Here is a 26459-nt window from a genome sequence, read left to right as displayed (position 1 = left end):
GCACCAATTTGTCACCCAATATGTGCACCAATACAAGCCAATTCCCACCATGCCAGCAGGATGCCGGAAGTGAATAACAGCAAAATAAATGCGTTATGCTCGAAAATCGCGGGAAAATTGGCGGAGAGGGTGGGATTCGAACCCACGGAACCCGTGAAGGCTCAACGGTTTTCGAGACCGCCCCGTTCGACCACTCCGGCACCTCTCCGCGCTTTCGGGTGGTGGCGGGGATTTAGACGGGGCGGGGTTGAAGCGCAAGGGGCTTCGCGCGAAAAAACCGTTAAACCTTCATCCGTTCCTTTGACGCAGGTGCGAAGATGCCGCAAAACTCATATCCCTGCCGCTCTTCTGCGGCGCCCCAAGGGGGGCGGTCATGCTGCTGATCGGCGTTCTGGCCCATCCGACCCTGCGCGATCGTCTTGCGCCCGGTGCACGCCCGGCCGAGCCGTTGACGGGCTGGCATCTGGTGGACGCGCCGGGCAGGCCGCTTGCCGGTGTCGATGCCGATCACTGGCCGGTGATACAGCCGGGCGATGGCAAGATTGCGGCATGGGACACGGGCTGGACGCCCGCCTTGCGCCGCTATGCCGAGATATTCGGCCTGCGCCCTCTGGCTCTTGCCGGGCAGGAGGTGCTGGGCGCGCGGCTTGCGGACGGGGCAGGGGCGATAGCCAGCGCCAAGGCAACGGGCGCCGGCGTCTGGTGTCCCGAACTTGCCCTTGCCATGGCGGAATGGGTCCTGAACCTGCCCGAGGACCGGCCGGCCAGCGATATCCGCGAGCGCTTGCCGATGATCGCCACCTGGGTTTCGGCCCGGCGCCGCGCGCAGCGCGATACCGCGCATCTGCCGCAGATCGGCCCCGAGGGGCAGGAGCGCCTGCAGATCATGTCGTGCCACGAGCCTTATGCGAAATTCTTCTCGGTCGAGGAACTGGTGCTGCGCCAGCGCCGCCATCGGGGCGACTGGTCGCCCAGGATGTTGCGCGCGGTCTTTGTCTCGGGGGATGCGACGGTGGTGCTGCCCTATGACCCGGTTCGCGACCGCGTGCTGCTGATCGACCAGCTTCGCGCGGCGCCGGTGGCGCGGGGCGATTGCCAGCCCTGGTTTCACGAAACCGTGGCCGGCCGCGTCGATCCCGGAGAAACCCCCGAAGAGGCGGGCCTGCGCGAGGCCATGGAGGAGGCGGGCCTGCATATCCGCCGCCTGATCCCCGGCCCGCACAACTATCCCAGCCCCGGCATCCTGGCCGAGTTCCTCTATCTTTACGTCGGCCTTGCCGATCTGCCGGATGCGGCGGCGGGGTTCGGCGGTCTGGACAGCGAAGAGGAGGACATCCGGTCCTTTATCCTGCCGCGCGCCGAGCTGACCCGCATGGCGATGACCGGCGAGATCAGGAACGGCCCGCTTCTGTCGCTGGCGCTGTGGCTGGAGCTCAGCCACCTAAAAATTCGCGGGGAACCATGCGCCGAAACAAGCGGTTGATCACCTGAACGCGAAGCCGCCGGCGCGATGCCGGGGTTGCCGCCAGCGTGCGGGGGCGTGTAGATCAGGATGAACATCCCCGAAAGGCCCCGCCATGCGCATCTGTCCCGACCTTGCCTCTGCCATCGGAAACACCCCTCTGATCCGGCTCAACCGCGCTTCCGAGGAAACCGGCTGCGAGATTCTGGGCAAGGCCGAGTTCATGAATCCCGGCCAGTCGGTCAAGGATCGCGCGGCGCTTTACATCATCCGCGATGCGGTGGCGCGGGGCGATCTGAAACCCGGCGGCACCATCGTCGAGGGGACGGCCGGCAATACCGGCATCGGGCTGGCGCTGGTCGGCGCCTCGATGGGATTCAGGTCGGTGATCGTGATCCCCGAGACGCAGAGCCAGGAAAAAAAGGACATGCTGCGCCTTGCCGGGGCCGAACTGGTCGAGGTGCCCGCCGCGCCCTACAGGAATCCCAACAATTACGTGCGCTATTCCGGTCGTCTGGCCGAGCAGCTGGCCAGGACCGAACCCAATGGGGCGATCTGGGCCAACCAGTTCGACAATGTCGCCAACCGTCAGGCGCATGTCGAAACCACCGGGCCGGAAATCTGGGAACAGACCGGCGGCAAGGTGGACGGGTTCGCCTGCGCAGTGGGCTCGGGCGGGACGCTGGCCGGGGTCGCCGAGGCGCTGCAGCCCCGCGGGGTCAAGATCGCGCTGGCCGATCCCGAGGGCGCGGCGCTGCACAGTTTCTATACCACCGGCGAATTCGACAGCCCCGGCTCCTCGATCACCGAGGGGATCGGGCAGGGGCGCATCACCGCCAATCTGGAAGGGTTCACCCCCGACATGTCCTGGCGCATCCCGGACGCCGAGGCGCTGCCGGTGATCTTCGATCTGCTCGAGCACGAGGGGCTTTGCCTTGGCGGCTCGTCCGGGATCAATATCGCCGGCGCCGTCCGCATGGCGCGCGAGATGGGCCCCGGCCATACCATCGTCACCGTGTTGTGCGATTACGGGACGCGCTACCAGACCAAGCTGTTCAACCCCGACTTCCTGCGGGCCAAGGGGCTGCCGGTGCCGCAATGGATGACGCGTGCCGCCGCCGATCTGCCCGAGGTATTTGAGGACTGACCTCTCGCATGTTTTCCTATCGCTTCCTCGCGCTGATCCTGTCGCTGTTTCTCGCGCTGTCGACTGCCACATTCGCGCAGACCCCGCCCGCGCCCGATTACGAGGCCTGGGATCGCCTGGCCGACCGGTTCGAGCAGACCCTTGCATCCGGCAGCGCCGACTCCACCCAGCTGGACACGATCCGGACGGTGGTCACCGAATGGCGCGACCGCTTCAGGTCGCAAGAGGGGGTGAATTCGGCCCGCATCTCGACGCTCAGGGACCAGATCGCGGCCCTTGGTCCGGTGCCGGGGGAGGGCGAGACCGAAGCCGAGGATGTCGCCGCCCGCCGTCAGGAACTGAACAAGCAGCTTGCCGAACTGCAGGCGCCGGGGCTCAAGGCGGTCGAGGCGCAGGGCCGCGCCAATGGCATCATCGAGCAGGTCGACCAGTTGCTGCGCGCGCAGCAGGCCGATGCGCTGATGCGCAAGACGCCTTCGCCGGTCAATCCCGCGCGTTGGGCGCCGGCGGTTGCCGAGGCGGGCAATGTCGCGGCCAATGTCTATGACGAAGTCAGGACCCGCTGGGAGGCCAATGGCGGCCTGACCGGGCTGCGCGACAATGTGCCCTTTATCGCCGGCTTCCTGCTGCTGGCGCTGTGGCTGCTGACGCGGGGCCGCAGACTGGTCGATACGCTGCCCGGGGTGCTGTCCGGGCGCGCCAGCGAGAATTCGCGCGCGGCGCTGATCTTTGGCGTGTCGCTGGGCCAGATCGCGATTCCGATGATCGGCGTGATCCTGGCCGCGAGCGCGCTTTATGCCACCGATCTGTTCGCCAGCTGGGGCCGGCCGATCCTGTTATCGGTGCCCCTTGCGGCGCTCAGCCTGTTCGGCGGTATCTGGCTGGGCCGCAGGATGTTCCCGGATGCCGGTTTCGTCGGCATCCCGCCCCTGCCGCTCACCGAAAAGCAGCGCGGTCAGGCGCGTTTCCGCACCAGAATGCTGGCCACGGCGCTGGCGCTGCACCAGCTTTTCACCGGCTCGGTCCTGCCGCTCGGCGGGTTCAACAGCGGCAGCGAGCGCATGGCCGGAGCCATCCCCGAACCCCTCAGCGACGCCTCGGCCGGGGTCTGGCATTTCCTGCTGATCCTGCTGGGCGCGTTCTATCTGATGTCCCTGTGCAATATCCTGCGCCGGCTCAAGCGCTCGGAAGGTCAGGAAGGGCAGGAAACACAGTATTACCGCATCCGCATCATGGTGCTGCTGGCGATGGTCGGACGGCCGGTCGCGCTGCTCGCGCCGGTCGCGGCGGCCTTCGGATATGTGACGGCGGCCAATGCGATCCTCTGGGCATCGGTGCTGACGCTGGCGCTGGTCGGCTTCCTGGTCATCCTGCAGGATTTCATCGCCGATCTCTACATGCTGGCGGTCCGCGACGGGTCGGCGCGCGAATCCCTGATCCCGGTGCTGATCGGCTTTCTGGTGATCCTGCCCTCGATCCCGCTGTTCGCGCTGATCTGGGGCGCGCGCCTCATGGACCTGTCCGAGGCCTGGATCCGGGCGCAGGAGGGGTTTTCCTTCGGCGGCGTGCGGTTGTCGCCGATGGGTATCCTGACATTCCTGGTGGTCTTCGGCATCGGCTACGGGCTGACGCATTTCGTGCAGGGCGCCTTTCGCAGCTCGATCCTGCCCAAGACGCAGATGGACAAGGGCGGGCAGAACGCGGTGGTGTCGATCATCGGCTATGTCGGGATCGGCCTCGCCGCGATGCTGGCGATCAACTCGGCCGGGATCGACCTGACCTCGCTGGCCTTCGTCGCCGGTGCGCTGTCGGTGGGCATCGGCTTCGGCATGCAGCAGGTGGTGTCGAATTTCGTCTCGGGCATCATCCTGCTGATCGAGCGGCCGGTGGCGGTGGGCGACTGGATCGATGTCGGCGGCAAGCAGGGCATCGTCAAGAAGATGGCGGTGCGCGCCACCCAGATCCAGACCTTTGACCGCAACGAGATCATCGTCCCGAACTCGGATCTGATCACCCAGCCGGTGACCAACTGGACGCGCGGCAACCTGACCGGGCGGATCATCGTGCCGGTGGGCGTGGCCTATGGCAGCGATACCCGCAAGGTGGCGAAGATCCTGATGGAGATCGCCGAGAACCAGCCCACGGTTCTGATCAACCCCGCGCCGTTCATCCTGTTTCGCGGCTTCGGCGCCGACAGCATGGATTTCGAGATCCGCGCCATGCTTTCGGACATCAATGGCGGGCTGGGCGTGACATCCGAGATCAACCACCAGATCGCCGAGCGTTTTGCCGCCGAAGGCATCGAGATCCCCTTTGCTCAGCGCGACCTCTGGCTGCGCAATCCCGAGGCGCTGGCCCTGGCCAGGGATGCGGGCGATGCCGCCGGCACAGCCGGGGACACGGCCGCCGCGACGCAGGGCGACGATCCGCCGCCCGGACTGCCGCGTGCCTCGATCCGAAACGAGGCGCCCGAAGGCGGCTATCGCGGCGATGACGAGGACGATGGCGACAGTGACGGCGATGGGGACGGCGACCGCTGACGCCGCCTGCCGCCGGAACGGCCCGCCGGGGATTGCGCGGCGGGCGGCGGTGGCGATGCGTCAGGCCGCGTCGCGAAAGCCCTGATCGTCGTCGTTCTCGCCCTCGTCGGGCAGGCCCTCATGGGACAGCATGATGGCGATCGGGCGCAGCCAGGGGATATGGGCGCAGACGATCATGGCCCCGACCATGATCGGCACCGCCAGGAACATCCCGGCAATGCCCCAGATCGCGCCCCAGAAGGCCAGCGACAGCACGATCCCAAAGGAGGACAGCCGCAATGTCTGACCCAGCAGAAGCGGGTCCAGAATATTGCCGATCAGGAATTGCACCATCGTGCAGGCGCCGCCGATCAGCAGTGTCGTCGTCGGGTCGCCGGTCTGGGCCAGCACCAGGATCACCGCGATCACCGTGGCAATGATCGAGCCGATCGTGGGAATGAAGTTCAGAATGAAGGTCAGCATGGCGATCGCGCCCGCCAGTTCCAGCCCCGCGACCCGGAAAACCGACCAGATCAGCAGCGCCGTGACCAGGCTGATCACCGACTTGACCAACAGGTAACGGTTCACCCGCCGGGTGATCGAGCCGATGATCGCCAGCACATGGCGCGCGCGGGCCTCGTCGCCGGCCAGCCGTTCGACCTTGATCGGAAACCAGGCGCGCTCGGCGAACATGAAGGCGGTGAAGGTCACGGTGAGCACGGCGCCCGAAATTAGGTTCGAGGCCTGCCCGGCGGCCGAACGCATCCAGCCGACAAGATTGATATTGCTTAGAAAGGTCGCCAGCGTTTCCTGCGCGCCGGGGCTGAAATCGGCGGCCAGCCGGCGCAGCACCTCCTGCGCGCGGTCGGAATAGAGGATCGCGGTCGAGACGATCTCGTTGATCTGCGCCACCACCGCCGTTGCCGCCCATAGCAGCCCCACGGCGATGGCGAACAAGGCAAGCGTCGTCGCCAGCCAGTTCGGCACCTTGAGCCGGGCAAAGGCCGAGATCGCGTCGCTGGTCAGCGCGAACACGATGACCGCGATGGCCAGACAGATCAGGATGAAGCGTGCCTGAACCAGCATGAACAGGATCAGGGCAAAGGCCACGACCCCCAGAAAGCCGGTCTGTAGCCGTTCGCGCAGCTGCGAGTCACCCGATTGCAAGGCTGCTCCTCATGCCTTTCCGCGCGGTTTGGGCCGGGCGCGTGACGCGCCCCGCCGTGTCAGGCCCGGAAATCAGGCCTCCTCGGCCTCATCTTCGCCATTCTCGGCAATCCGCGCAACCGAAACCACGACCTCGCCGGCCGAGGTATTGAACACCCGCACCCCGCCGGCGCTGCGCGAGCGGAAGCTGATGCCATCGATCGGCACCCGGATCGACTGCCCGGTCGAGGTGGCCAGCATGATCTGGTCGTCGCGTTCCACCGGGAAGCTGGCGACCAGCGGCCCGCCGCGCATGGCCCGGTCCATGGCCATGACGCCCTGGCCGCCGCGTCCGCGCACCGGGTAGTCATGGCTGGAGCTGATCTTGCCGGCGCCCCTGGCGGTGATGGTCAGGATCAGATCCTCGGCCGCAGACATCTCGGCATAGCGTTCCTGGGTGATCGCGGCCTCGGCGACGTTCTCGTCATCCTCATCGGGTTCGGCGCCATCGTCCAGCGCGCCCTCGACCGCGCGGCGCATCTTCAGATAGGCGGCGCGCTCGGCCGGGTCCGCCTCGAAATGGCGGATCACGGACATCGACACGACCCGGTCGCCGTTCGACAGCCGGATGCCGCGCACGCCGGTCGAATCGCGGCCCTTGAAGACCCGCACGGCGGTGGTCGGAAAGCGGATCGCGCGGCCGGAATCGGTGACCAGCATCACGTCGTCATCTTCGGTCGCCATGCGGGCGCCGATCAGTTCGACCCCTTCGGGCAGTTTCATCGCGATCTTGCCGTTGCGCATGACATTGGCGAAATCCGACAGCGCATTGCGCCGCACATCGCCCTGCGAGGTGGCAAAGATCACCTGATAATCGTCCCATTCCTCTTGCGGGGCATCGACCGGCATCAGCGCGGCGATGGAAACGCCCTGCTGGATCGGCAGGATATTGACGATCGCCTTGCCCTTGGAGGTGCGCCCGCCCAGCGGCAGGCGCCAGGTCTTGAGCCGGTAGACCATGCCATCGGTGGTGAAGAACAGAAGCTCGGTATGGGTATTGGCGACGAAGAGCGTGGTCACCACGTCGTCTTCCTTGGTGGCCATCCCCGACAGGCCCTTGCCGCCGCGGCGCTGCGAGCGGAACTCGGCCAGCGCGGTACGCTTGATATAGCCGCCCGAGGTGATGGTGACGACCATGTCCTCGCGCTCGATCAGGTCCTCGTCGTCCATGTCACCGGCCCAGTCGGTGATCTCGGTCCGGCGGGGCACGGCGAACAGTTCGCGCGACTCGCGCAGCTCGTCCGAGATGATCGCCATGATCCGTTCGCGCGAGGCAAGGATCGCCAGATAGTCGCGGATCGAATCGGCCAGCGATTTCAGCTCGTCGGTGACTTCCCTGACGCCGATCTGGGTCAGGCGCTGCAGGCGCAGGTCCAGAATCGCGCGGGCCTGGGTCTCCGACAGGTTATAGGTGCCGTCCTCGTTCACCGGATGCAGCGGATCGTCGATCAGGCGCAGATATTCGACGATGTCATGGGCCGGCCAGCGCCGCGTCATCAGCCGCTCGCGCGCCTCGGCGGCATCGGCCGAGGAGCGGATGGTGGCCACCACCTCATCGACATTGCTGACCGCGACGGCCAGACCGCAGAGCACATGCGCGCGTTCGCGCGCCTTGAGCAATTCATAGGCGGTGCGCCGCGCCACGACTTCCTCGCGGAAGGTGATGAAATGGGTCAGGAAGTCGCGCAGCGTCAGCTGTTCGGGCTTGCCGCCGTTCAGCGCCAGCATATTGGCGCCGAAACTGGTCTGCATCTGGGTAAAGCGAAACAGCTGGTTCAGCACCACCTCGGCGGTGGCGTCGCGTTTCAGCTCGACCACCACGCGCACGCCGTGGCGGTCGGATTCGTCCTGCACATGGGCGATGCCCTCGATGCGCTTTTCCTTGGCAAGCTCGGCGATCTTCTCGATCAGGCTGGCCTTGTTCACCTGATAGGGGATCTCGTCCAGAACGATCATCTGGCGGCCGTTGCGCCCTTCCTCGATCCGGGTCTTGGCGCGCACGACGATCGAGCCACGCCCCTCGAGATAGGCCTTGCGGGCGCCGGAACGCCCCAGAATGATGCCGCCGGTGGGGAAATCGGGTCCGGGTACGATCTCCATCAGCCGCTCGGTCGGCAGGTCGGGGTTCTCGATCAGGGCCAGTGTGGCATCGACCACCTCGCCCAGGTTATGGGGCGGGATATTGGTCGCCATGCCGACGGCGATGCCGCCCGCGCCATTGACCAGCATGTTCGGGAACCGCGCCGGCAGCACGGTCGGCTCGCGGTCCTTGCCGTCGTAATTGTCCTGGAAATCGACGGTATCCTTTTCGATATCCATCAACAGGTAATTCGCGGCCTTGGCCATGCGCACCTCGGTATAGCGCATGGCGGCGGCGCTGTCGCCGTCCATGGAACCGAAGTTGCCCTGACCGTCCAGCAGCGGCAGCGACATGGAAAAATCCTGCGCCATGCGCACCAGGGCGTCATAGATCGCGGCATCGCCATGGGGGTGGTATTTCCCCATCACATCGCCCACCGGGCGCGCCGATTTGCGATAGGGCTTGTCGAAGGTGTTGCCGGTCTCGTGCATGGCGAACAGGATGCGCCGGTGCACCGGCTTCAGCCCGTCGCGCAGATCCGGGATCGCGCGGCTGACGATCACCGACATGGCGTAATCGAGATAGGAGGAACGCATCTCGTGCGAGATGTCGATCACCGGCCCGTCATGGGCCATGACGGTGCGCTCCGGCCCGCCGTTTTCGGTGCCGTCTTCCGGGGTCTCGTCGCCGTCGTTTCCGGGTGTGTCAGCCAATGGGTCGCCTCAACATTTTGTTGATCAGCGGTCTATCCCATACCAGCCGAAGGTGCAATCTCGATGGGGTGCGGCGGCGCCGGAAATCGCGGGAAAACAGGGTCTCAGACGGTGCCGGCGGCCGCTTTGCGGCCCCGGACCGAGGCCAGCCACAGCGCCGAGAGCCCGGCCGAGAAGATCGCGTTCCAGCCGGCCATGGAAATGCCGAAAAGGCTCCAGGCCACTTCGTCGCAGCGGACCACGGGCGCGCTCTCCAACGCCGCCATCAGGTCCTGCGGCGACATCCGCGCCAGCCCCGAGACGCCGCCCGAGCAATGCTGCGGCCCGGCCCAGAGTTTCAGCTCGACCCCCGAATGATAGATCGCCAGCGCCATCGCGACCAGCGCGGCAGCCAGGCCCAGGAGCGCCAGCCCGCGCCGCCAGCCGATGAACCAGATCAGCAGCCCGGTCGCCGCCGCCACCAGATGCGGCCAGCGCTGCAGGATGCACAATTCGCACGGCGCATAGCCCGCCGCCTGAAAGCCAAGCGCACCGGCGAGCAGCGCCGCCGAGCCGATCGCGGCGAAGATCGCAAGCTGAAAGGGACGTTCGGAATCGCTCATGTCACAGATACCTCAGCAGGACAAAGCCGCCGACCAGACCGACGATGAAGATGGTGAACATCAGGCCCAGCCGGCGCTCGATGAAATCGCGGATCGGCGGGCCATAGCGCCACAGGAGCCAGGCGACGACGAAAAAGCGCAGCGCCCGGGCGAGGATCGACACGCCGATGAAAACCGGCAGCGACAGGTTCACCGCGCCGGAAAATATGGTGATGACCTTGTAGGGAAACGGGGTGACGCCCGCGATCAGCACCGCCCATCCGCCCCATGTGTCGAACCGGCCGGACAGCGTGGCATAGGCATCCTCCTTGCCGTAAAAGGCCAGGATCGGCTGGCCCCAGCTCTCCATCAGCGCGGCGCCGATCCAGTAGCCGAACATCCCGCCCAGCACCGAGCCGACGGTCGCGAGCGCCGCGATCCGCCACCAGCGCGCGCGCGCCGCCAGCACCATCGGGATCAGCAGCACATCGGGCGGTATCGGAAAGAACGAGCTTTCGACAAAGGCGACCGCGAACAGCGCCGCCATCGCATATGGGCGCGCCGCCAGGCCCATCGTCCAGTCATATAGCCTGCGCAGCATCCTGGTCCCCGTTGGTCTCGGGTCAGGGCATGACGGCTGCGGCCGGAACCGTCAAGGCGCGAAAATGTTGTAGCCTCGGCGGTTTTCGATAAATCTTCGTTGAGCAGGAGTTTACGGCCGCGTGAGCGTGGCGAGGGGGTGGCGATGGAATGGCGGGGCAGACGCGGCAGCAGAAACGTCCAGGACCGGCGCGGCCGAGGCGGGCGCGGCCGGGCCGCCGGCGGCATGGGCATATTCGGGCTGATCGCCGTTCTGGCCGTCGGCTATTTCTTCGGGATCGACATTTCGCCGTTGATGAACGCGACGGATCAGGGCGGCGGGCAGGGCGAAACCCGCGAACTGACCGCGCAAGAGCAGGAGATCGGCCAGTTCGTCAGCGTCGTTCTGGCCGATACCGAGGATGTCTGGGCGCGCGTCCTGCCGCAGCAGGCCGGCACGCAATATCGCGAGCCGCGGCTGGTGATGTTCTCGGGCATCGATTCCTCGGCCTGCGGCACGGCGCAATCGGCGATGGGGCCGTTCTATTGCCCCGGCGATCAGACCATCTATCTGGACACCGCGTTTTTCGCCACGATGAGCCGGCGCATGGGCGCGGGCGGGGATTTCGCCTATGCCTATGTCATCGCGCATGAGATCGGCCACCATGTCCAGAACGTGCTGGGCATTCTGGGGCAGACCATGCGGGCGCGGCAGCAATCCAGCGAGGGCGCGGCCAACCGCATCTCGGTCCTGACCGAGCTGCAGGCCGATTGCCTGGCCGGGATCTGGGCGCGTCAGGCGCATGAGCAGTTCGGGACCATCGAACCCGGCGATGTCGAAGAGGCGATGACCGCCGCCGCCGCGGTGGGCGACGACACGCTGATGCAGAATGCCGGCCGCGCGGTCGTGCCGGATGCCTTTACCCATGGCTCGTCCGAGCAGCGCATGGCGTGGTTCCGGCGCGGTTTCGAGTCGGGTCAGATGGCGCAATGCGACAGTTTCGCGGCCGATCGCCGGTGATATCCGCCCGGGGTCCGGGGTCGCGATACAGGGCGGACGAGGTTCTTCGCGCCGGCCATTGCCGGGGCGGGCAGGGCGCGAATGCGCCAGACTTGCCCCGAGCCGCTCAGGCTCTGCGATTCAGTATCGCCAGCCGTTCGTCCAGGTCGCGGCGCAGCGCCTGCCGTTCCCCGGGGGACAGAAAGGCGCCCAGTTCGACCTCGCGCCGGCCATCGGTCAGCACCAGGTATTCCTCGACGGGGCCGCGGCCATGCAGGCTGGCGCGCACCCAATAGGGGCTGGTCTGCCAGACGCGATCCTCGCGGCCCGGATCGCTGCGGGTCAGTGTCAGCGCCTGCTGCGTCAGGATCAGGGTCTCATGCGTGGTGCCGCTGCGATAGCTGCGCGCGATCGCGTGCCACAATGCCCAGACCGCCGCCGCGGCAAAGGGCAGAAGCCCCCACAGGGCCGAGGAGCCGACCACCGCCAGCAGCGGCAGCGCCAGCCCCGCCGCAGTCAAGCCGATCACCCAGACAAAACCGCGCCGCGGCAACGAGCGATGCGGCCATGCATCCAGCCGATATGAAACGGCCCCGGATTCCTCCGGGGCCGCGTCAGTCCATCTATATGGCATCGAGTGATTGGGCCCCGGTCAATGCGTGTGGCCGTGATCCCAGTCCTCGCGCTTGGGAAGCTGCTCGAACGTATGCTCGGGCGGGGGCGAGGGCAGGCTCCATTCCAGCGTGTCGGCATGCTCGTTCCAGTAGTTCGGCACGCCCACGCGCTGGCCGGAGCGCAGCGTGTAGATCACGATGCCGATGAAGAACAGGAACGAGGCAAAGGACAGATAGGCACCCAGCGACGAGACATTGTTCCACAGCGCAAACTCGACCGGATAGTCGATATAGCGGCGCGGCATGCCCTGACGGCCCAGGAAGTGCTGCGGGAAGAAGGTCAGGTTCGCGCCGATGAACATCATCCAGAAATGCAGCTTGCCCGCCCATTCCGGATACTGACGGCCCGACATCTTGCCGATCCAGTAATAGATGCCGGCAAAGATCGCGAAGACCGCGCCCAGCGACATCACATAGTGGAAGTGGGCGACGACGTAATAGGTGTCGTGATAGACCCGGTCCAGCGGCGCCTGGCTCAGCACCACGCCGGTCACGCCGCCGACGGTGAACAGGAACAGGAAGCCGAAGGCCCAGAGCATCGGCGTCTTGAACTCGATCGAGCCGCCCCACATGGTCGCGATCCAGGAAAACACCTTGATGCCGGTGGGCACAGCGATGGTCATCGTCGCCAGCATGAAATAGCTCTGCTGGGTCAGCGACATGCCGACCGTGTACATGTGATGCGCCCAGACGACGAAGCCCAGGATGCCGATCGCGGCCATGGCCAGAACCATCGGCAGATAGCCGAAGATCGGCTTGCGGGCGAAGGTCGCGATGACATGGCTGATGATGCCGAAGCCGGGCACGATGATGATATAGACCTCGGGGTGGCCAAAGAACCACAGGATGTGCTGGTACAGCACCGGGTCGCCGCCGCCGGCCGGATCGAAGAAGGCGGTGCCGAAATTGCGGTCCATCAGCAGCATGGTGATGGCGCCGGCCAGAACCGGCAGGCTCAGCAGGATCATCCAGGCGGTGATGAAGACCGACCAGGCGAAGAGCGGCACCTTGAACAGCGTCATGCCCGGCGCGCGCATGTTCAGGAAGGTGGTGATGATATTGATCGCGCCCAGGATCGACGAGGCGCCCGAGACGTGGACGGCAAAGATCGCCAGATCCATCGAATAGCCGGCCTCGGTCGTCGAGAGCGGCGGGTAGAGCACCCAGCCCACGCCCGAGCCCGGCTGGTCGCTGCCGCCCGGCGCCAGGAGCGAGGCAAGGCCAAGCGCGACACCGCAGACATACATCCAGTAGCTGAGGTTGTTCAGCCGCGGAAAGGCCATGTCCGGGGCGCCGATATGCAGCGGCATGAAATAGTTGCCGAAACCGCCGAACAGCGCCGGGATGACGACAAAGAACATCATCAGCACGCCGTGATAGGTGATCATCACGTTCCACAGATGGCCGTTCGGCGTGCAGGGCTGGCTGGCATCGGCGATGAAGCGCGCGCCCTCAAGGCACATGAACTGGACACCGGGATGCTGCAGTTCCATCCGCATGTAGACGGTGAAGCTGACCGAGATCAGGCCGACGATGGCGGCCGTGAATAGGTACAGGATCCCGATATCCTTGTGATTTGTTGACATGAACCAGCGGGTGAAGAACCCGCGGGTGTCATGATGGTCATCGTGGCCATGTACGGCTGCGTCTGCCATGCGTCGACTCCCTAGACATTCGGCTGGCCGACTCTGTGGCCGGCGGACTCAAGTGAAAGTTCTAAAACACAATCCGCCGCGCGGCAATGCGGCGAGTACCAGAAATAGCATGCCGGGACCCGCTTTCGCGGGTGCCGGTCGCTGCAATCCGGCACCCGCGGCGCAGCAATCGCGAAAGCGGGCGGCCCGCTCAGTTCGAGGCTGCTTCGGCGGCCTCCTCGGCGGCGCCCTCCGCCGGAGCGGCGCCGGCATCGGGCGAATGCGCGGCCAGGAAGGCGACGACATCGGCCTGACCCTTTCTCAGCTTGAAGGTCATCTTGGTCTTCAGCTTGCCCTCGCCGGTCTTTTCCTCGACATAGCTGTTCGGATCGGTGATGTAATGTTCCAGATCCTCGGGGGTCCAGATCTCACCGGCTTCGCCCAGCTTGATGAGCGCGTCCGAGAACTTGAAGCCCTCGGCGGCGCCCGCCTTGCGCCCGACCACGCCATAAAGGTTCGGGCCGGTCTTGCCGCCCTTGACGATATCGGTGCCGTCGGGTGCCTGCACCATGTGGCAGGCCTTGCATTTGTTGAATTCCTTTTCGCCCTTGGCCGGGTCACCGGCATCCTGCGCCATCGCCGGCACGGCGACAATCATCGCGGCGAAAGTTGCGATCATGCTGATTTTCATCGCATTTCCTCTGGGTTTTTGCTGATTTCCGGCCGGGACCTCTCCCAGGTCGTGTTGACGTGATTAACATGCGCGCCGTCCGTGCATACACGGAAAACGGCGGCCTGCGCATTATAACACCGGATCGTGAAAGGGAAATTGACCGAAGTCAGGTCGATGCCGCGGCGAAATGACGCTGGAAGGTTCCGCGCAGCGCCAAGTCCAGATCGTCCATCGCGACCGGCAGGCCCAGATCGACCAGGCTTGTGACGCCATGGCCGGAAATGCCGCAGGGCACGATACCGGCATAATGGGACAGGTCGGGTTCCACATTGATCGAGATGCCGTGAAAGCTGACCCATTTGCGCAGCTTGACGCCGATGGCGGCGATCTTGTCCTCGCGCATCGTGCCGTCGGGCAGGGGCGGCTTGTCGGGACGCGCGATCCAGACGCCGACGCGGCCCTCGCGGATCTCGCCCTTCAGGTTGAACTCGGCCAGCGCGTCGATCACCCAGTTCTCCAGCGATTTGACGAATGCGCGCACGTCGCGGCCGCGGCGGTTCAGGTCCAGCATGGTATAGATTACCCGCTGGCCCGGCCCGTGATAGGTATATTGCCCGCCGCGACCGCTCTCATGGACGGGAAAGCGCGCCTGCAGCAGGTCCTGCGCCTTGGCGCTGGTGCCGGCGGTGTAAAGCGGCGGATGCTCGACCAGCCAGATCAGTTCCCCGGCGTCGCCCGAGTGAATCGCGGCGGCGCGGGCCTCCATGAAGGCCACGGCATCGGCGTAACCGGTCAGGCCGGGGGCGGTGATCCATTCGGTCATGCCCGCCATTTGGCGTCAAACCCGCGCCGCCGCAAGGGCCACGATATGAATCCGATGCAAGATCATTGTGCAGATGTTGAATTTCACTAAACCGGGCAAAGTCACTATACACGATGCTGCCTGAAACGACCGGAATCCGTCATGACCCTGCCCCTGTCCCCCGTATTCGACGCCCTGCGTGCCGCCGCGCGCGAACGCATCCTGATCCTTGACGGCGCGATGGGGACGCAGATCCAGCAGCTTGGCTTTGGCGAGCAGGAATTTCAGGGCCATGGCTCGGGCTGTGCCTGCGCGCATCATTCCGACGATCCGCAGCAGGGCAATAACGACCTGCTCAACCTGACCCAGCCCCGGGCGATCGAGGAAATCCATTACCGCTATGCCAAGGCCGGCGCCGATATCGTCGAGACGAACACCTTTTCCTCGACCACCATCGCGCAGGCCGATTACGGCATGCAGGGGGCGGTCCATGACCTGAACTATCAGGGCGCGAAACTGGCCCGTGCCGCGCTGGACCGCGCCACGGCCGAGGATGGCCGCCCGCGTTGGGTCGCCGGCGCGCTCGGGCCGACGAACCGCACCGCCTCGATCAGTCCCGACGTGAATAATCCAGGATACCGCGCTGTTACCTTTGACGATTTGCGCTTGGCCTATGCGCAGCAGATCCGCGCGCTGATCAAAGGCGGCGCCGATCTGATCCTGATCGAGACGATCTTTGACACGCTGAACGCCAAGGCCGCGATCTTTGCCTGCGAAGAGGTATTCGCCGAAAACGGCCTGCGCCTGCCGGTGATGATCTCGGGCACGATCACCGATCTGTCGGGGCGCACGTTGTCGGGCCAGACCCCGACCGCCTTCTGGTATTCGATGCGCCATGCCACGCCGGTCACCATCGGGCTGAACTGCGCCCTTGGGGCCGAGGCGATGCGCCCGCATCTGGCCGAGCTTGCCGGCGTCGCCGATACGCTGATCTGCGCCTATCCCAATGCCGGCCTGCCCAACGAGATGGGCGCCTATGACGAATCGCCCGAGGACATGGCCCGCCAGATCGCCGATTTCGCGCGCGAGGGGCTGGTGAACGTGGTCGGCGGCTGCTGCGGCTCGACCCCCGAACATATCGCCGCCATCGCCGCCGTGGTGGCCGATCTGCCGCCGCGCGACATCCCCGAAATCGAGCCGCGCCTGCGCCTGTCCGGGCTGGAGCCATTCACCAAGACCGACGACATCCCCTTCATGAACGTGGGCGAGCGTACGAACGTCACCGGTTCGGCCCGGTTCCGCAAGCTGATCACCAATGGCGACTACGCCGCCGCGCTGGACGTGGCGCGCGATCAGGTGGAAAACGGCGCCCAGATCATCGACGTGAACATGGACGAGGGCCTGATCGATTCGAAACAGGTGATGATCGAATATCTGAACCTGATCGCGGCCGAGCCCGATATCGCCCGCGTTCCGGTGATGATCGACAGCTCGAAATGGGAGGTGATCGAGGCCGGGCTGAAATGCGTGCAGGGCAAGGCGGTGGTCAACTCGATCTCGCTCAAGGAGGGTGAGGCCGCCTTTCTCGAGCAGGCGCAGCTATGCCGCCGCTATGGCGCGGCCGTCGTCGTCATGGCATTCGACGAAACCGGGCAGGCGGACACGGAAAACCGCAAGGTGGAGATCTGTTCGCGCGCCTATGACATCCTGGTGAACCGCGTCGGCTTCCCGCCCGAGGACATCATCTTCGACCCCAATATCTTCGCCATCGCGACCGGGATCGAGGAGCACGACAATTACGGCGTCGATTTCATCGGCGCGACCCGGCGGATCATGCAGTCGCTGCCGCATGTCCATATCTCGGGCGGGGTGTCGAACCTGTCCTTCAGTTTCCGCGGCAATGAACCGGTGCGTGAGGCGATGCATGCGGTGTTTCTGTACCACGCCATTCAGGCGGGCATGGATATGGGCATCGTCAATGCCGGTCAGCTGGCGGTCTATGACCAGATCGATCCCGGCCTGCGCGAGGCCTGCGAGGATGTCGTTCTGAACCGCAAGCCGAAATCCGGCGGCACCGCGACCGAGAACATGCTGGAGATCGCCGAGCGTTTCCGCGGCGAGGGCGGCGCGAAGGCCCGCGAAAAGGACCTGACCTGGCGCACTTGGGAGGTAAACAAGCGGCTGGAACATGCGCTGGTGAACGGCATCACCGAATATATCGACGAGGATACCGAAGAGGCGCGCCTTGCCGCCGAGCGCCCGCTGCATGTGATCGAGGGGCCCTTGATGGACGGCATGAACGTCGTGGGCGATCTGTTCGGCTCGGGCAAGATGTTCCTGCCGCAGGTGGTGAAATCGGCCCGCGTGATGAAGCAGGCCGTCGCGCATCTTCTGCCCTATATGGAGGCTGAAAAGGCCGAAAAGGGCGGCGGCTCCTCAAGCGCCGGCAAGGTGCTGATGGCCACGGTCAAGGGCGATGTCCACGATATCGGCAAGAACATCGTCGGCGTCGTTCTGGCCTGCAACAATTACGAGATCATCGACCTTGGGGTGATGGTTCCCGCGACCCGGATCCTGGAAACTGCCCGGGCCGAGAATGTCGATATCATCGGCCTCTCCGGTCTGATCACCCCCTCGCTGGACGAGATGGCGCATGTCGCCGCCGAGATGGAGCGCGAGGGTTTCGACATCCCGCTGCTGATCGGCGGCGCGACGACCAGCCGCGTGCATACGGCAGTCAAGATCCATCCGCGCTATGCCAGGGGGCAGGCGGTCTATGTGACCGATGCCAGCCGCGCGGTGGGCGTGGTGGGCAGCCTGCTTTCCGGCCAGAAAACCGCCTATGTGGACAATATCCGCACCGAATATGCCGAGGTCGCGAACAAGCATGCCCGGGCCGAGGCCGCGAAGAAGCGCCTGCCGCTGGCCAGCGCCCGCGACAACCCGGTTCAGATCGACTGGAGCGGTTTTCAGGCGAAAACCCCCGAATTCACCGGCGCGCGGGTGATCGAGGATTTCGATCTGGCCGAGATCGCGCGCTATATCGACTGGACCCCTTTCTTCCAGACATGGGAGTTGAAAGGCGTCTATCCGCGCATCCTCGAAGATGAAAAGCAGGGCGAGGTCGCCCGCCAGCTTTTTGCCGATGCGCAGGCCATGCTGAAACGTATCATCGACGAGAAATGGTTCAGGCCGCGCGCGGTGATCGGCTTCTGGCCGGCGAACCGGGTCGGCGACGATATCCGGCTATACACGGATGAGGGGCGGACCAGGGAACTCGCCACCTTCCACACCTTGCGCCAGCAGGTGACCAAGCGCGACGGCCGGCCCAATGTCGCCATGGCCGATTTCGTGGCACCCGAAGGGATGCGCGACTATCTGGGCGGCTTTGTCGTGACCGCCGGCGGCGAGGAACAGCAGATCGCCGACCGTTTCAAGGCCGCGCATGACGATTTCTCGGCCATTCTGGTGCAGGCGCTGGCCGACCGTTTCGCCGAAGCCCTGGCCGAGATGATGCATGAACGCGTGCGCAAGACCTATTGGGGCTATTCGGACGAAAGCTTCACGCCGCAGGAACTGATCGCCGAACCCTATCCCGGTATTCGCCCGGCGGCGGGCTATCCGGCGCAGCCGGACCACACCGAAAAAGTCACGCTGTTCAATCTGCTGGATGCGACAGCGACGACTGGGGTCGAACTGACCGAGTCGATGGCGATGTGGCCCGGCGCCTCGGTCTCGGGACTCTATATCGGCCACCCCGAGGCCTATTATTTCGGCGTCGCCAAGGTCGAGCACGATCAGGTTCTGGACTATGCCGCCCGCAAGGGCATGGAGGTCGCGCAGGTCGAGCGCTGGCTGTCTCCGATCCTGAACTACACCCCGCAGGGTGCCGTCGCGGCGGAATGATCGGGGCGCCGAAATAGCGGCGCGGCGGGTGAAAATTTCGCTTTTCATTCGCCGCGCGACTGACTAGAAGGCGCTTGCTACGGATGCGGTCGTGGCGGAATTGGTAGACGCGCAGCGTTGAGGTCGCTGTTCCTTAACCGGAGTGGAAGTTCGAGTCTTCTCGACCGCACCAGCACTTTCCCGAGAACTGTGCCAAAAGCGGAAAGCGCGTGTCCGCAAATCCAGTTTGCTGCCGACAACGCGGCTGTGAAGGGCTGGGCCAGCCGCGGGGACTCCCCGATCGCGAGTGCCGAATCGATTGCCGCTGCCGGGCCGCTTTCCGATCTGCTGGACAGATACGGGAAATGACAATTTACCCGTCAGCATGACGCGACGACGCTCTTGATTTACACAACTATCAGGTGATAATCCAATGGCAGAAGTAGAAGTAACCGGTCCTGTGCGGGACCAGACAGGCAACGCGCCCATCGACGCGACAATCGAGTTCCGTTTGCGTCATCGGCCGGCGGATTCCGCATTGGTCGCCGGGGGCGGCGTGACCATCGCCCCGGTCGGCGACGGAAATTTCACGGCCAGATTGTACCGCGAGCCAGGACTGCCGACCGTCTACGATGTGATCATGCATCATCGCCCTTTCACGGGCGCCGAGATCGTCAGCGAGGACATCGGGCCGATCGTTATCGAAGCCGACGGGACCTACCCGATCGCATCCCTGATGCCGCTGAAGATCCCGCCGGGCGCAACCGACACGGCGGAAATCAGGCAGGGCGACAGGCTGGAATTCGGCGGTGTCTGGCTGGACGAGTGGAACCGGCCGATCAATCACGCCGGCATTGCCATCTCGTCCTCGATGCTCGGGCCGGACGGCACGACCCGAGCGCTTGCCGTGACCAAGGGCGCGCCGGAAAGCGGCTCCTTTGCCATCGCCATGGACCTGGCCGCGACAATGACGCTGCCCGTCGGCACGCATCAGATCGACGTGAAATTCTCCGCCCCTGACCGGGTGGTTCGCACCATCACCAGCCAGATTGAAGTCAAGACGAGGACCACCCCGTGAGCGTTTACGACAAGAGCAAGGCCCTGCTGTTCACAGGGGGATTTTACCCGCAGAATGCGAATTTCCCGCCCGCCCAAGCCGCTGCGAACATTGCGCCAGGCGCGCAAAAGGCTGCGCTGGACGCCCGCGATGAGCCGCTGCAGATCCCCGGTGTTTCCGACGTGCTGACAGGCCCTGCCGCGGCACGCAAGCGGCTCGTGGCAAATGCCGACGGCACGGGCTACGTGCTGGCCGATCGGCCGAAAAGCGCCATTCTCGCTTATTCGCAATCGGCCTTTGCGGGCAGTTCGTCCGATACGCCATGGCGGCAGACCCCGCCGGAAAACCTGTTCGTCTGGAACGGCGGGAACTGGACCGGCGACAGGATCCCGCCGGTCGGCGATGCGTGGCTTCCGGCGGCCGATTATCCGCCCATGACCCCCATCGCCTATGCCGCTGAACTGGCGCGCGAATATCCCGAGACGGATTTTTACCTGCTCATCATCGCGAAATCGGGGCAGGGTGTCCGGGCGCTGTCGGGGATGCGCTATCGGTGGAGCAAGGCGACATCCGGCGCTCTGGCAAGCGGCGCGATCCGCATGGGCGCGGGGCAATCCCAGATCGTCTACAGCGAGACGGATCTGCAGGGCTATACGCGGTTTTCCGGCAGGAAGGATCTGGGGGTCAACGCGTTTTACCCGGCGCGGATCGAGACCACGCTGGACGGCGGTTCAAGCTGGATCGAATTCATGGTGACCGGCGCGGCAACCGAGGGCGGCGATTGCCGCACGCAGACGGTATCCGTCACCGCTTCCGCGAACTGGCCGCCGGCCGACAATGCCGATGTGACCCTATTCGAGGCAGGCCCGCAGATGCGGCCCTTCATGCTGTCGGTCATCCCGACCGCGCTTGCCGCCGCCGGATTTACCGGCGCGCTGGCGAAATTCGACCGCCTGCTGATCTGGCCGACCGAGTCCGATCTGAACTGGCCCGAAGCCTATGAGGGGCGGGACTTCGATTTCATCTCGTCCTTCCTGTCGGCCTATATCGACGCGGCCACCACAACGCTGCTGACGCTGCCCTGGCCCTACGGCACATCCGGCGCGGCGCGACGGCAAGCCTGGTGGGAGGCGATCCGGCGCATCGTCGGGCGTGACCCGGCGCATCGCACTTTGGTCTCACTGGAAAACTCCGGCATCGGCAACTGGAACCCTGCCAACGATCATATCCATGTCGCGAATGCGGCCCGTGAGACCATCGGCAATCTGATGCGCCGGTCCGAGGCTGCCGGCGGGTCCGGCTTTCAGGTGGCGGCCTCTGGTGTCTATGTGCCGGAGATCTCCGCCGTGGCCAATGTTGACGGCCTGAAAGCATTCGACGCGCGCTGGACCCGGCAGGGCGAGGTGGTGCGCGTCTCGGGCCGGGTACAGATCAACGCGACGGCCGGATCAAAGTCCACCTTGGTGCGGATCGCGCTTCCGGTGCCGTCCAATATCATCGCGGCCGACTATGTGAGCGGCCTCGGCGTGGCCCGCCAGTTCGCGGATAACGTGGCCTTTGTCGAGGGGGATGTCGCGACCGGTCAGGCGCTGTTGCGATATACCAGTCGCAATAGCGGCAACACGACATTCGCTTACGATTTCTCGTATCGGATCCGCCGGGCGTGATCCGCCCCCAAACCCGATCCCGGCCCGCTTTCGAGCGGGCTTTTTCATGGCAGGATGCCATACCGATGTCGCAGACCATTGGCACGCGCCCATGTGTCCGGACTCATCTCCCGGACAATGCGGTTCTCGGAGCTTGCCGGCATGAGGATTTTGTCGTCATCTGGCCTCGGGGGGGCCTCTGTCATGCAGGCCGGACGTTCCCCCGCCCGTGCGGATTTCCGTTGATGATCGGGCAGGAAAAAACCGGCCCGCGATGGGGCCGGTTCATCTGTTTCGCAAAGGCGGATCAGCCGCCGAAATCGTCCAGCATGATATCCTCGCGGTCCACGCCCAGATCCAGCAGCATGTTGATCACCGACTGGTTCATGATCGGCGGGCCGCACATGTAATATTCGCAATCCTCGGGCGCCGGGTGATCCTTGAGATATTCCTCGTAGAGCACATTGTGGATGAAGCCGGTATAGCCAGTCCATTCGTCCTCGGGCAGGGCGTCGGACAGGGCGACATGCCAGGTGAAATTCGGGTTCTCGGCGGCGAGCTGGTCGAAATCCTCAACAAAGAACATCTCGCGCTTGGACCGCGCGCCATACCAGAAACTGATCTTGCGCTTGGAGTTCAGGCGCTTGAGCTGGTCGAAGATATGGCTGCGCATCGGCGCCATGCCCGCGCCGCCACCGATAAAGACCATTTCCTTGTCGGTGTCGCGGGCGAAGAATTCGCCGAAGGGACCCGAGATGGTGACCTTGTCGCCCGGCTTCAGGTTGAAGATGTATGAGGACATCTTGCCCGGCGGGATGCCGTCCGAACGGGGCGGCGGCGAGGCCACGCGGACATTGAGCATGATGATGCCCTTTTCCTCGGGATAGTTGGCCATGGAATAGGCGCGCTCGATCGGCTCGTTGACCACCGATTCATAGCGCCACAGGTCGAACTTGTCCCAATCCTCGCGATATTCCTCGGCGATGTCGAAATCCTTGTAGCTCAGCCTGTGGGGCGGGGCGGCGATCTGGATATAGCCGCCGGCGCGGAAATTCACGTGCTCGTCCTTGGGCAGTTCCAGCACCAATGCCTTGATGAAGGTCGCGACATTGTCGTTGGACCGCACCGTGCATTCCCATTTCTTGACGCCGAAGACCTCTTCGGGGACCTCGATATCCATATCCTGCTTGACCGCGACCTGGCAGGACAGGCGGTCGCCCTGCGCGGCCTCGCGCTTGGTGATATGGCTTTCCTCGGTGGGCAGGATCGAGCCGCCGCCGGAATGGACGCGCACGCGGCATTGCGCACAGGTGCCGCCGCCGCCGCAGGCCGAGGGCACGAACAGCTTCTGCGCCGCCAATGTCTGCAGGAGCTTGCCGCCCGCCGGGACCGAGATGGTCTTTTCGCCGTTGATGGTGATGTTGACATTGCCGGTCGAGACCAGCCGCGACCGCGCCACGATGATGATCGTGACCAGCGCGACCACGATCAGGGTGAACAGGATGACGCCCAGGGTGAATGTCTGCATGAGGCCCCCTTACAGTTTCACGCCGCTGAAGGACATGAAGGCCATGGCCATCAGTCCGGCGGTGATGAAGGTGATGCCCAGGCCCTGCAACCCGTCGGGAATGTCGGAATATTTCAGCTTTTCGCGCACGCCGGCCATGGCGGTGATCGCCAGCGCCCAGCCAAAGCCCGAGGAGACGCCATAGGTCGCGGCCTCGGCAAAGTCATAGTCCCGCTCGACCATGAACAGCGATCCGCCCAGGATGGCGCAGTTCACCGTGATCAGCGGCAGAAAGATCCCCAACGCATTGTAAAGCGGCGGGAAATACTTATCGAGTACCATCTCGAGGATCTGCACGATGGCCGCGATCACCCCGATATAGGAGATCAGGCCCAGAAAGGTCAAATCGACATCGGAAAAGCCGGCCCAGGACAGCGCGCCCGGCTTCAGCAGGAAGTTCAGCAGCAGGTTGTTGGCCGGCACCGTGATCGCCTGCACGATGGTGACCGAGATGCCCAGCCCGATGGCGGTCGAAATCTTCTTGGACACGGCGATGAAGGTGCACATGCCCAGGAAAAAGCTCAGCGCCATGTTCTCGACGAAGATGGCCTTTACGGCAAGTGAGACAAGCCCTTCCATCAATGCGCCTCGACCGTCTGGATTTCGTATTCGCGTTCCTCGACCTGCTCGGGCTTCCAGCTGCGGAAGGCCCAGATCAGCAGTCCGATCACGAAGAAGGCCGAGGGCGGCAGCAGCAAAAGCCCGTTCGGGACATACCAGCCGCCATTGTTGACCGTGGGCAGGATGGTGATGCCGAACAGGCTGCCCGAGCCGAACAGCTCGCGGATGAAGCCGACCAGCATCAGGATCAGCCCGTAACCGGCGCCATTGCCGACCCCGTCGATAAAGGACTCGATCGGCGGGTTCTTCATGGCAAAGGCCTCGGCTCGGCCCATGACGATGCAATTGGTGATGATCAGCCCGACAAAGACCGACAGCGTCTTGGAGATTTCATAGGCATAGGCTTTCAGCACCTGATCGACCAGGATCACCAGCGACGCGATAATCACCATCTGCACGATGATCCGGATCGAGCCGGGGATATGGTTGCGCAGCATGGAGATGAACATCGACGAGAACGCCGTCACCGCGGTCACGGCGATGGCCATGACCATGGCGACCTTCAGCGACGAGGTGACCGCCAGCGCCGAACAGATGCCCAGCACCTGCAACGTGATCGGGTTGTTGTCGACCAGCGGATCGAGCAGCAGTTCCCTGCGTTTCTGGGCCATCAGATGTCTCCCGCCTTGAGGTTGTTGAGGAAGGGGCCATAGCCCCGCTCGCCCATCCAGAAGCGGACGAGGTTGTCGACCCCGCGCGAGGTCAGCGTGGCGCCCGACAGCGCGTCGACATGGTATTCGGGACCGGCGGGCGGCACGGATTTGGCGACGGTGATCTGCAATTCGCCGCTGTCATCGGCCAGTTTCTTGTCCCGCCACAGTGCCTTCCAGCGCGGGTTGTCCACCTCGGCGCCCAGGCCGGGGGTCTCGGCATGTTCATAGAATTGCAGGCCGAAGATGGTATTGGCGTCCTCCTCGACGGCGATATAGCCGTAAAGCGTGGACCAAAGCCCATAGCCATAGATCGGCAGGATCACCTTGTCCAAACCGCCGGCATCGTCGCGCAGCAGATAGACGGTGACGAATTTCGATTGCCGGCCGATGCCTGCCGGGTCGTCGGTCAGAGGCTGCGACAGTTCCGGGTCGTCCGCCGCGGCGCGGTCGTCGAAACTGGCCGGGTCGAAACGGTCGGTGAACCTGCCGGTGGCCAGTTCCAGCACCTGCGGCTCGAAGGCGGCGAAAGCCTCGCCGATATCGGTGCCCGGCTGGTAAAGGCCGGCGACCTGCAGGATGTTGACCTGCTTGTCGCGCAGCCGGTTCTCGGCCTGTTGCGGGCGCAGGGCCACCGCCGCCGCCGACACGATCATCGAGGCGAATAGGCAGAGCGCAATCGCCACGAACAGCGTCTTGGGCACGGAATCGGTCGGCAATGCCCAGAAGCGACGCAGGAAGCCCGGGTTTTCGGGTGGGGAATCAGCCATGACGCTTGGCCCTCCGACGGATATTGGCTTGGACGACGAACCAGTCGATCAGCGGTGCGAAGACATTGCCGAACAGGATCGCCAGCATCATGCCCTCGGGGAAGGCGGGGTTCACCACGCGGATCATCACCACCATGAAACCGATCAGCGCGCCATAGATATAGCGGCCCAGATTGGTATGGCTGGCCGAGACGGGTTCGGTGACCATGAAGGCCAGGCCAAAGGCATAGCCGCCCACGACCAGATGCCAGTACCAGGGCATGGCGAACATCGGATTGCTGTCCGAGCCGATCGCGTTGAACAACAGCGAAAACCCGATCATGCCGCCCAGACAGCCGACGATCAGCCGCCAGTTGGCGATTTTCGTCACCAGCAGGAAGCCCAGCCCGATCAGAGCGGCCAGGGTCGAGGTTTCCCCCAGGGACCCCTGAACCGTCCCGAGAAAGGCGTCCATCCAGGTGATGCCGTTCGCGGCCAGTTGCTGATACCCCTCCGAGGCCGAGACGGACAGCGCCGTGGCGCCCGAAAAGCCGTCCACCGGCGTCCAGATCGTATCGCCCGACATATAGGCGGGATAGGCGAAATAGAGGAAAGCCCGCCCGACCAGCGCCGGGTTCAGGAAGTTCTTGCCGGTGCCGCCAAAGACTTCCTTGCCGATGACCACGCCGAAGCTGATCCCCAGGGCCACCTGCCACAGCGGCACTTCGGGCGGCAGGATCAGCGCGTAGAGCATCGAGGTGACAAGGAACCCCTCATTGACCTCATGCCCGCGCACGGTGGCGAAGATCACCTCCCAGATGCCGCCGGCGATCAGGGTGGTCAGATAGATGGGCAGGAAATACAGCAGCCCGTGGGCCATGTTGGCCAGAATGCTGTCGGGGTTGAAGCCGATCCCCAGCCCCGCGATCACGCCCGCGCGCCAGCCCGAGGGGCCATGCGTCGCGATCGCGCCATTCACCTGCAGCCCGGTATTGTACAGCGCCATCAGGATGCAGGGGATGGTGGCTATGACCACATAGGTCATGATCCGCTTCATATCGACATAGGAGCGCGCATGCGGCGCGACCGTGGTCACCGTCCTCGGCGTGTAGACGAAGCTTTCGACCATCTCGTAGAGTGGGAAGAGCTTCTCGTATTTGCCGCCCTTGGTGAAATGCGGCTCGATGCGGTCAAAGAAACTGCGCAGACCCACG

At 64.5% G+C, this 26459-nt stretch carries 20 protein-coding genes and 2 tRNA genes; 8 read left to right on the top strand and 14 right to left on the bottom strand.

Features of this window, described 5'->3' with window-relative positions:
• Window positions 1–118: 118 nt before the first annotated feature.
• Window positions 119–208, bottom strand: a tRNA-Ser gene (locus IT41_RS02515).
• A 165-nt stretch (window positions 209–373) separates the two neighbouring features.
• Between IT41_RS02515 and IT41_RS02510 the strand changes: the two genes are divergently transcribed.
• The 3 genes from IT41_RS02510 to IT41_RS02500 all read left to right on the top strand — a co-directional run bounded on the left by IT41_RS02510 (window position 374) and on the right by IT41_RS02500 (window position 5149).
• The gene (locus IT41_RS02510) at window positions 374–1483 is read left to right on the top strand and encodes an NUDIX domain-containing protein (protein ID WP_036738523.1); all 1110 of its coding nucleotides are present in this window, start codon (window positions 374–376) and stop codon (window positions 1481–1483) included.
• A gap of 94 nt (window positions 1484–1577) precedes the next feature.
• Window positions 1578–2609: a cysteine synthase A gene (locus IT41_RS02505; protein WP_036738522.1), complete on the top strand. Its 1032-nt coding sequence runs from the start codon at window positions 1578–1580 to the stop codon at window positions 2607–2609.
• 8 nt (window positions 2610–2617) lie between these two features.
• The gene (locus IT41_RS02500) at window positions 2618–5149 is read left to right on the top strand and encodes a DUF3772 domain-containing protein (RefSeq protein WP_036738521.1); all 2532 of its coding nucleotides are present in this window, start codon (window positions 2618–2620) and stop codon (window positions 5147–5149) included.
• Window positions 5150–5209: 60 nt separating this feature from the next.
• Here IT41_RS02500 and IT41_RS02495 read toward each other — a convergent pair whose 3' ends face one another.
• From IT41_RS02495 to IT41_RS02480, 4 genes are all read right to left on the bottom strand, one after another.
• Window positions 5210–6295 carry an AI-2E family transporter gene (locus IT41_RS02495; RefSeq protein ID WP_052081237.1) on the bottom strand — a complete coding sequence of 362 codons (1086 nt, stop codon included), beginning with the start codon at window positions 6293–6295 and terminating at the stop codon, window positions 5210–5212.
• Window positions 6296–6367: 72 nt separating this feature from the next.
• Window positions 6368–9049 (bottom strand): DNA gyrase subunit A, encoded by a 2682-nt coding sequence (gyrA, locus tag IT41_RS02490; protein ID WP_036738601.1) that lies wholly within the window; start codon window positions 9047–9049, stop codon window positions 6368–6370.
• Between the two features lie 182 nt (window positions 9050–9231).
• A complete protein-coding gene (locus tag IT41_RS02485; protein WP_036738517.1) occupies window positions 9232–9729 on the bottom strand; it encodes a disulfide bond formation protein B in 498 nt (165 codons plus the stop codon).
• A 1-nt stretch (window position 9730) separates the two neighbouring features.
• Window positions 9731–10309 carry a YqaA family protein gene (locus IT41_RS02480; protein ID WP_036738516.1) on the bottom strand — a complete coding sequence of 193 codons (579 nt, stop codon included), beginning with the start codon at window positions 10307–10309 and terminating at the stop codon, window positions 9731–9733.
• A 144-nt stretch (window positions 10310–10453) separates the two neighbouring features.
• Between IT41_RS02480 and ypfJ the strand changes: the two genes are divergently transcribed.
• On the top strand, window positions 10454–11308 hold the full coding sequence (gene ypfJ / locus IT41_RS02475) for a KPN_02809 family neutral zinc metallopeptidase (RefSeq protein ID WP_036738515.1): 855 nt from the start codon (window positions 10454–10456) through the stop codon (window positions 11306–11308).
• 106 nt (window positions 11309–11414) lie between these two features.
• Here ypfJ and IT41_RS02470 read toward each other — a convergent pair whose 3' ends face one another.
• The 4 genes from IT41_RS02470 to lipB all read right to left on the bottom strand — a co-directional run bounded on the left by IT41_RS02470 (window position 11415) and on the right by lipB (window position 15091).
• Complete coding sequence (locus IT41_RS02470) at window positions 11415–11921, bottom strand: DUF2244 domain-containing protein (protein WP_036738514.1); 507 nt, start codon at window positions 11919–11921, stop codon at window positions 11415–11417.
• A gap of 18 nt (window positions 11922–11939) precedes the next feature.
• A complete protein-coding gene (gene ctaD, locus IT41_RS02465) occupies window positions 11940–13616 on the bottom strand; it encodes a cytochrome c oxidase subunit I (RefSeq protein WP_036738512.1) in 1677 nt (558 codons plus the stop codon).
• 190 nt (window positions 13617–13806) lie between these two features.
• Entirely contained in the window at window positions 13807–14286 is a 480-nt protein-coding gene (locus IT41_RS02460) for a c-type cytochrome (protein ID WP_036738511.1), read from the bottom strand.
• A gap of 148 nt (window positions 14287–14434) precedes the next feature.
• Window positions 14435–15091, bottom strand: coding sequence for a lipoyl(octanoyl) transferase LipB (lipB, locus tag IT41_RS02455; RefSeq protein ID WP_036738599.1), 657 nt, complete (start codon window positions 15089–15091; stop codon window positions 14435–14437).
• Window positions 15092–15232: 141 nt separating this feature from the next.
• Between lipB and metH the strand changes: the two genes are divergently transcribed.
• From metH to IT41_RS02435, 4 genes are all read left to right on the top strand, one after another.
• Window positions 15233–18976: a methionine synthase gene (gene metH, locus IT41_RS02450; RefSeq protein ID WP_036738509.1), complete on the top strand. Its 3744-nt coding sequence runs from the start codon at window positions 15233–15235 to the stop codon at window positions 18974–18976.
• 85 nt (window positions 18977–19061) lie between these two features.
• Window positions 19062–19148, top strand: a tRNA-Leu gene (locus IT41_RS02445).
• Window positions 19149–19388: 240 nt separating this feature from the next.
• Entirely contained in the window at window positions 19389–20033 is a 645-nt protein-coding gene (locus IT41_RS02440; protein WP_139221575.1) for a hypothetical protein, read from the top strand.
• The gene (locus IT41_RS02435) at window positions 20030–21679 is read left to right on the top strand and encodes a hypothetical protein (RefSeq protein ID WP_036738507.1); all 1650 of its coding nucleotides are present in this window, start codon (window positions 20030–20032) and stop codon (window positions 21677–21679) included. The genes IT41_RS02440 and IT41_RS02435 overlap by 4 nt, the downstream gene beginning before the upstream one ends.
• A gap of 286 nt (window positions 21680–21965) precedes the next feature.
• Here IT41_RS02435 and nqrF read toward each other — a convergent pair whose 3' ends face one another.
• The 5 genes from nqrF to IT41_RS02410 are packed head-to-tail and all read right to left on the bottom strand — an operon-like array spanning window position 21966 to window position 26458.
• Window positions 21966–23186, bottom strand: a complete 1221-nt coding sequence (nqrF, locus tag IT41_RS02430) for an NADH:ubiquinone reductase (Na(+)-transporting) subunit F (RefSeq protein ID WP_036738504.1) — start codon at window positions 23184–23186, stop codon at window positions 21966–21968.
• 9 nt (window positions 23187–23195) lie between these two features.
• Window positions 23196–23804 carry an NADH:ubiquinone reductase (Na(+)-transporting) subunit E gene (nqrE, locus tag IT41_RS02425; RefSeq protein WP_036738503.1) on the bottom strand — a complete coding sequence of 203 codons (609 nt, stop codon included), beginning with the start codon at window positions 23802–23804 and terminating at the stop codon, window positions 23196–23198.
• Entirely contained in the window at window positions 23804–24457 is a 654-nt protein-coding gene (locus IT41_RS02420) for an NADH:ubiquinone reductase (Na(+)-transporting) subunit D (protein ID WP_036738501.1), read from the bottom strand. Before IT41_RS02420 ends, nqrE begins: the two co-directional genes overlap by 1 nt.
• The gene (locus IT41_RS02415; protein ID WP_036738500.1) at window positions 24457–25266 is read right to left on the bottom strand and encodes a Na(+)-translocating NADH-quinone reductase subunit C; all 810 of its coding nucleotides are present in this window, start codon (window positions 25264–25266) and stop codon (window positions 24457–24459) included. The genes IT41_RS02420 and IT41_RS02415 overlap by 1 nt, the downstream gene beginning before the upstream one ends.
• Window positions 25259–26458 carry an NADH:ubiquinone reductase (Na(+)-transporting) subunit B gene (locus IT41_RS02410; protein ID WP_036738499.1) on the bottom strand — a complete coding sequence of 400 codons (1200 nt, stop codon included), beginning with the start codon at window positions 26456–26458 and terminating at the stop codon, window positions 25259–25261. The genes IT41_RS02415 and IT41_RS02410 overlap by 8 nt, the downstream gene beginning before the upstream one ends.
• Window position 26459: the final 1 nt, after the last annotated feature.

Origin of the sequence: Paracoccus halophilus (assembly GCF_000763905.1) — a bacterium.
Taxonomy (GTDB): domain Bacteria; phylum Pseudomonadota; class Alphaproteobacteria; order Rhodobacterales; family Rhodobacteraceae; genus Paracoccus; species Paracoccus halophilus.
Note: the sequence above shows the minus strand (reverse complement) of the source record. Positions and strands in the feature narration are given on the sequence as shown.

Coding starts and splice junctions, on each gene's coding strand:
- IT41_RS02485 (WP_036738517.1), bottom strand. CDS start 9,729: ATGAGCGATTCCGAACGTCCCTTTCAGCTTGCGATCTTCGCCGCGATC.
- IT41_RS02440 (WP_139221575.1), top strand. CDS start 19,389: ATGGCAGAAGTAGAAGTAACCGGTCCTGTGCGGGACCAGACAGGCAAC.
- IT41_RS02505 (WP_036738522.1), top strand. CDS start 1,578: ATGCGCATCTGTCCCGACCTTGCCTCTGCCATCGGAAACACCCCTCTG.
- IT41_RS02415 (WP_036738500.1), bottom strand. CDS start 25,266: ATGGCTGATTCCCCACCCGAAAACCCGGGCTTCCTGCGTCGCTTCTGG.
- lipB (WP_036738599.1), bottom strand. CDS start 15,091: ATGACCGAATGGATCACCGCCCCCGGCCTGACCGGTTACGCCGATGCC.
- ctaD (WP_036738512.1), bottom strand. CDS start 13,616: ATGGCAGACGCAGCCGTACATGGCCACGATGACCATCATGACACCCGC.
- IT41_RS02460 (WP_036738511.1), bottom strand. CDS start 14,286: ATGAAAATCAGCATGATCGCAACTTTCGCCGCGATGATTGTCGCCGTG.
- nqrE (WP_036738503.1), bottom strand. CDS start 23,804: ATGGAAGGGCTTGTCTCACTTGCCGTAAAGGCCATCTTCGTCGAGAAC.
- IT41_RS02500 (WP_036738521.1), top strand. CDS start 2,618: ATGTTTTCCTATCGCTTCCTCGCGCTGATCCTGTCGCTGTTTCTCGCG.
- metH (WP_036738509.1), top strand. CDS start 15,233: ATGACCCTGCCCCTGTCCCCCGTATTCGACGCCCTGCGTGCCGCCGCG.
- IT41_RS02470 (WP_036738514.1), bottom strand. CDS start 11,921: ATGCCATATAGATGGACTGACGCGGCCCCGGAGGAATCCGGGGCCGTT.
- ypfJ (WP_036738515.1), top strand. CDS start 10,454: ATGGAATGGCGGGGCAGACGCGGCAGCAGAAACGTCCAGGACCGGCGC.
- IT41_RS02510 (WP_036738523.1), top strand. CDS start 374: ATGCTGCTGATCGGCGTTCTGGCCCATCCGACCCTGCGCGATCGTCTT.
- IT41_RS02420 (WP_036738501.1), bottom strand. CDS start 24,457: ATGGCCCAGAAACGCAGGGAACTGCTGCTCGATCCGCTGGTCGACAAC.
- gyrA (WP_036738601.1), bottom strand. CDS start 9,049: ATGGCCCATGACGGGCCGGTGATCGACATCTCGCACGAGATGCGTTCC.
- nqrF (WP_036738504.1), bottom strand. CDS start 23,186: ATGCAGACATTCACCCTGGGCGTCATCCTGTTCACCCTGATCGTGGTC.
- IT41_RS02480 (WP_036738516.1), bottom strand. CDS start 10,309: ATGCTGCGCAGGCTATATGACTGGACGATGGGCCTGGCGGCGCGCCCA.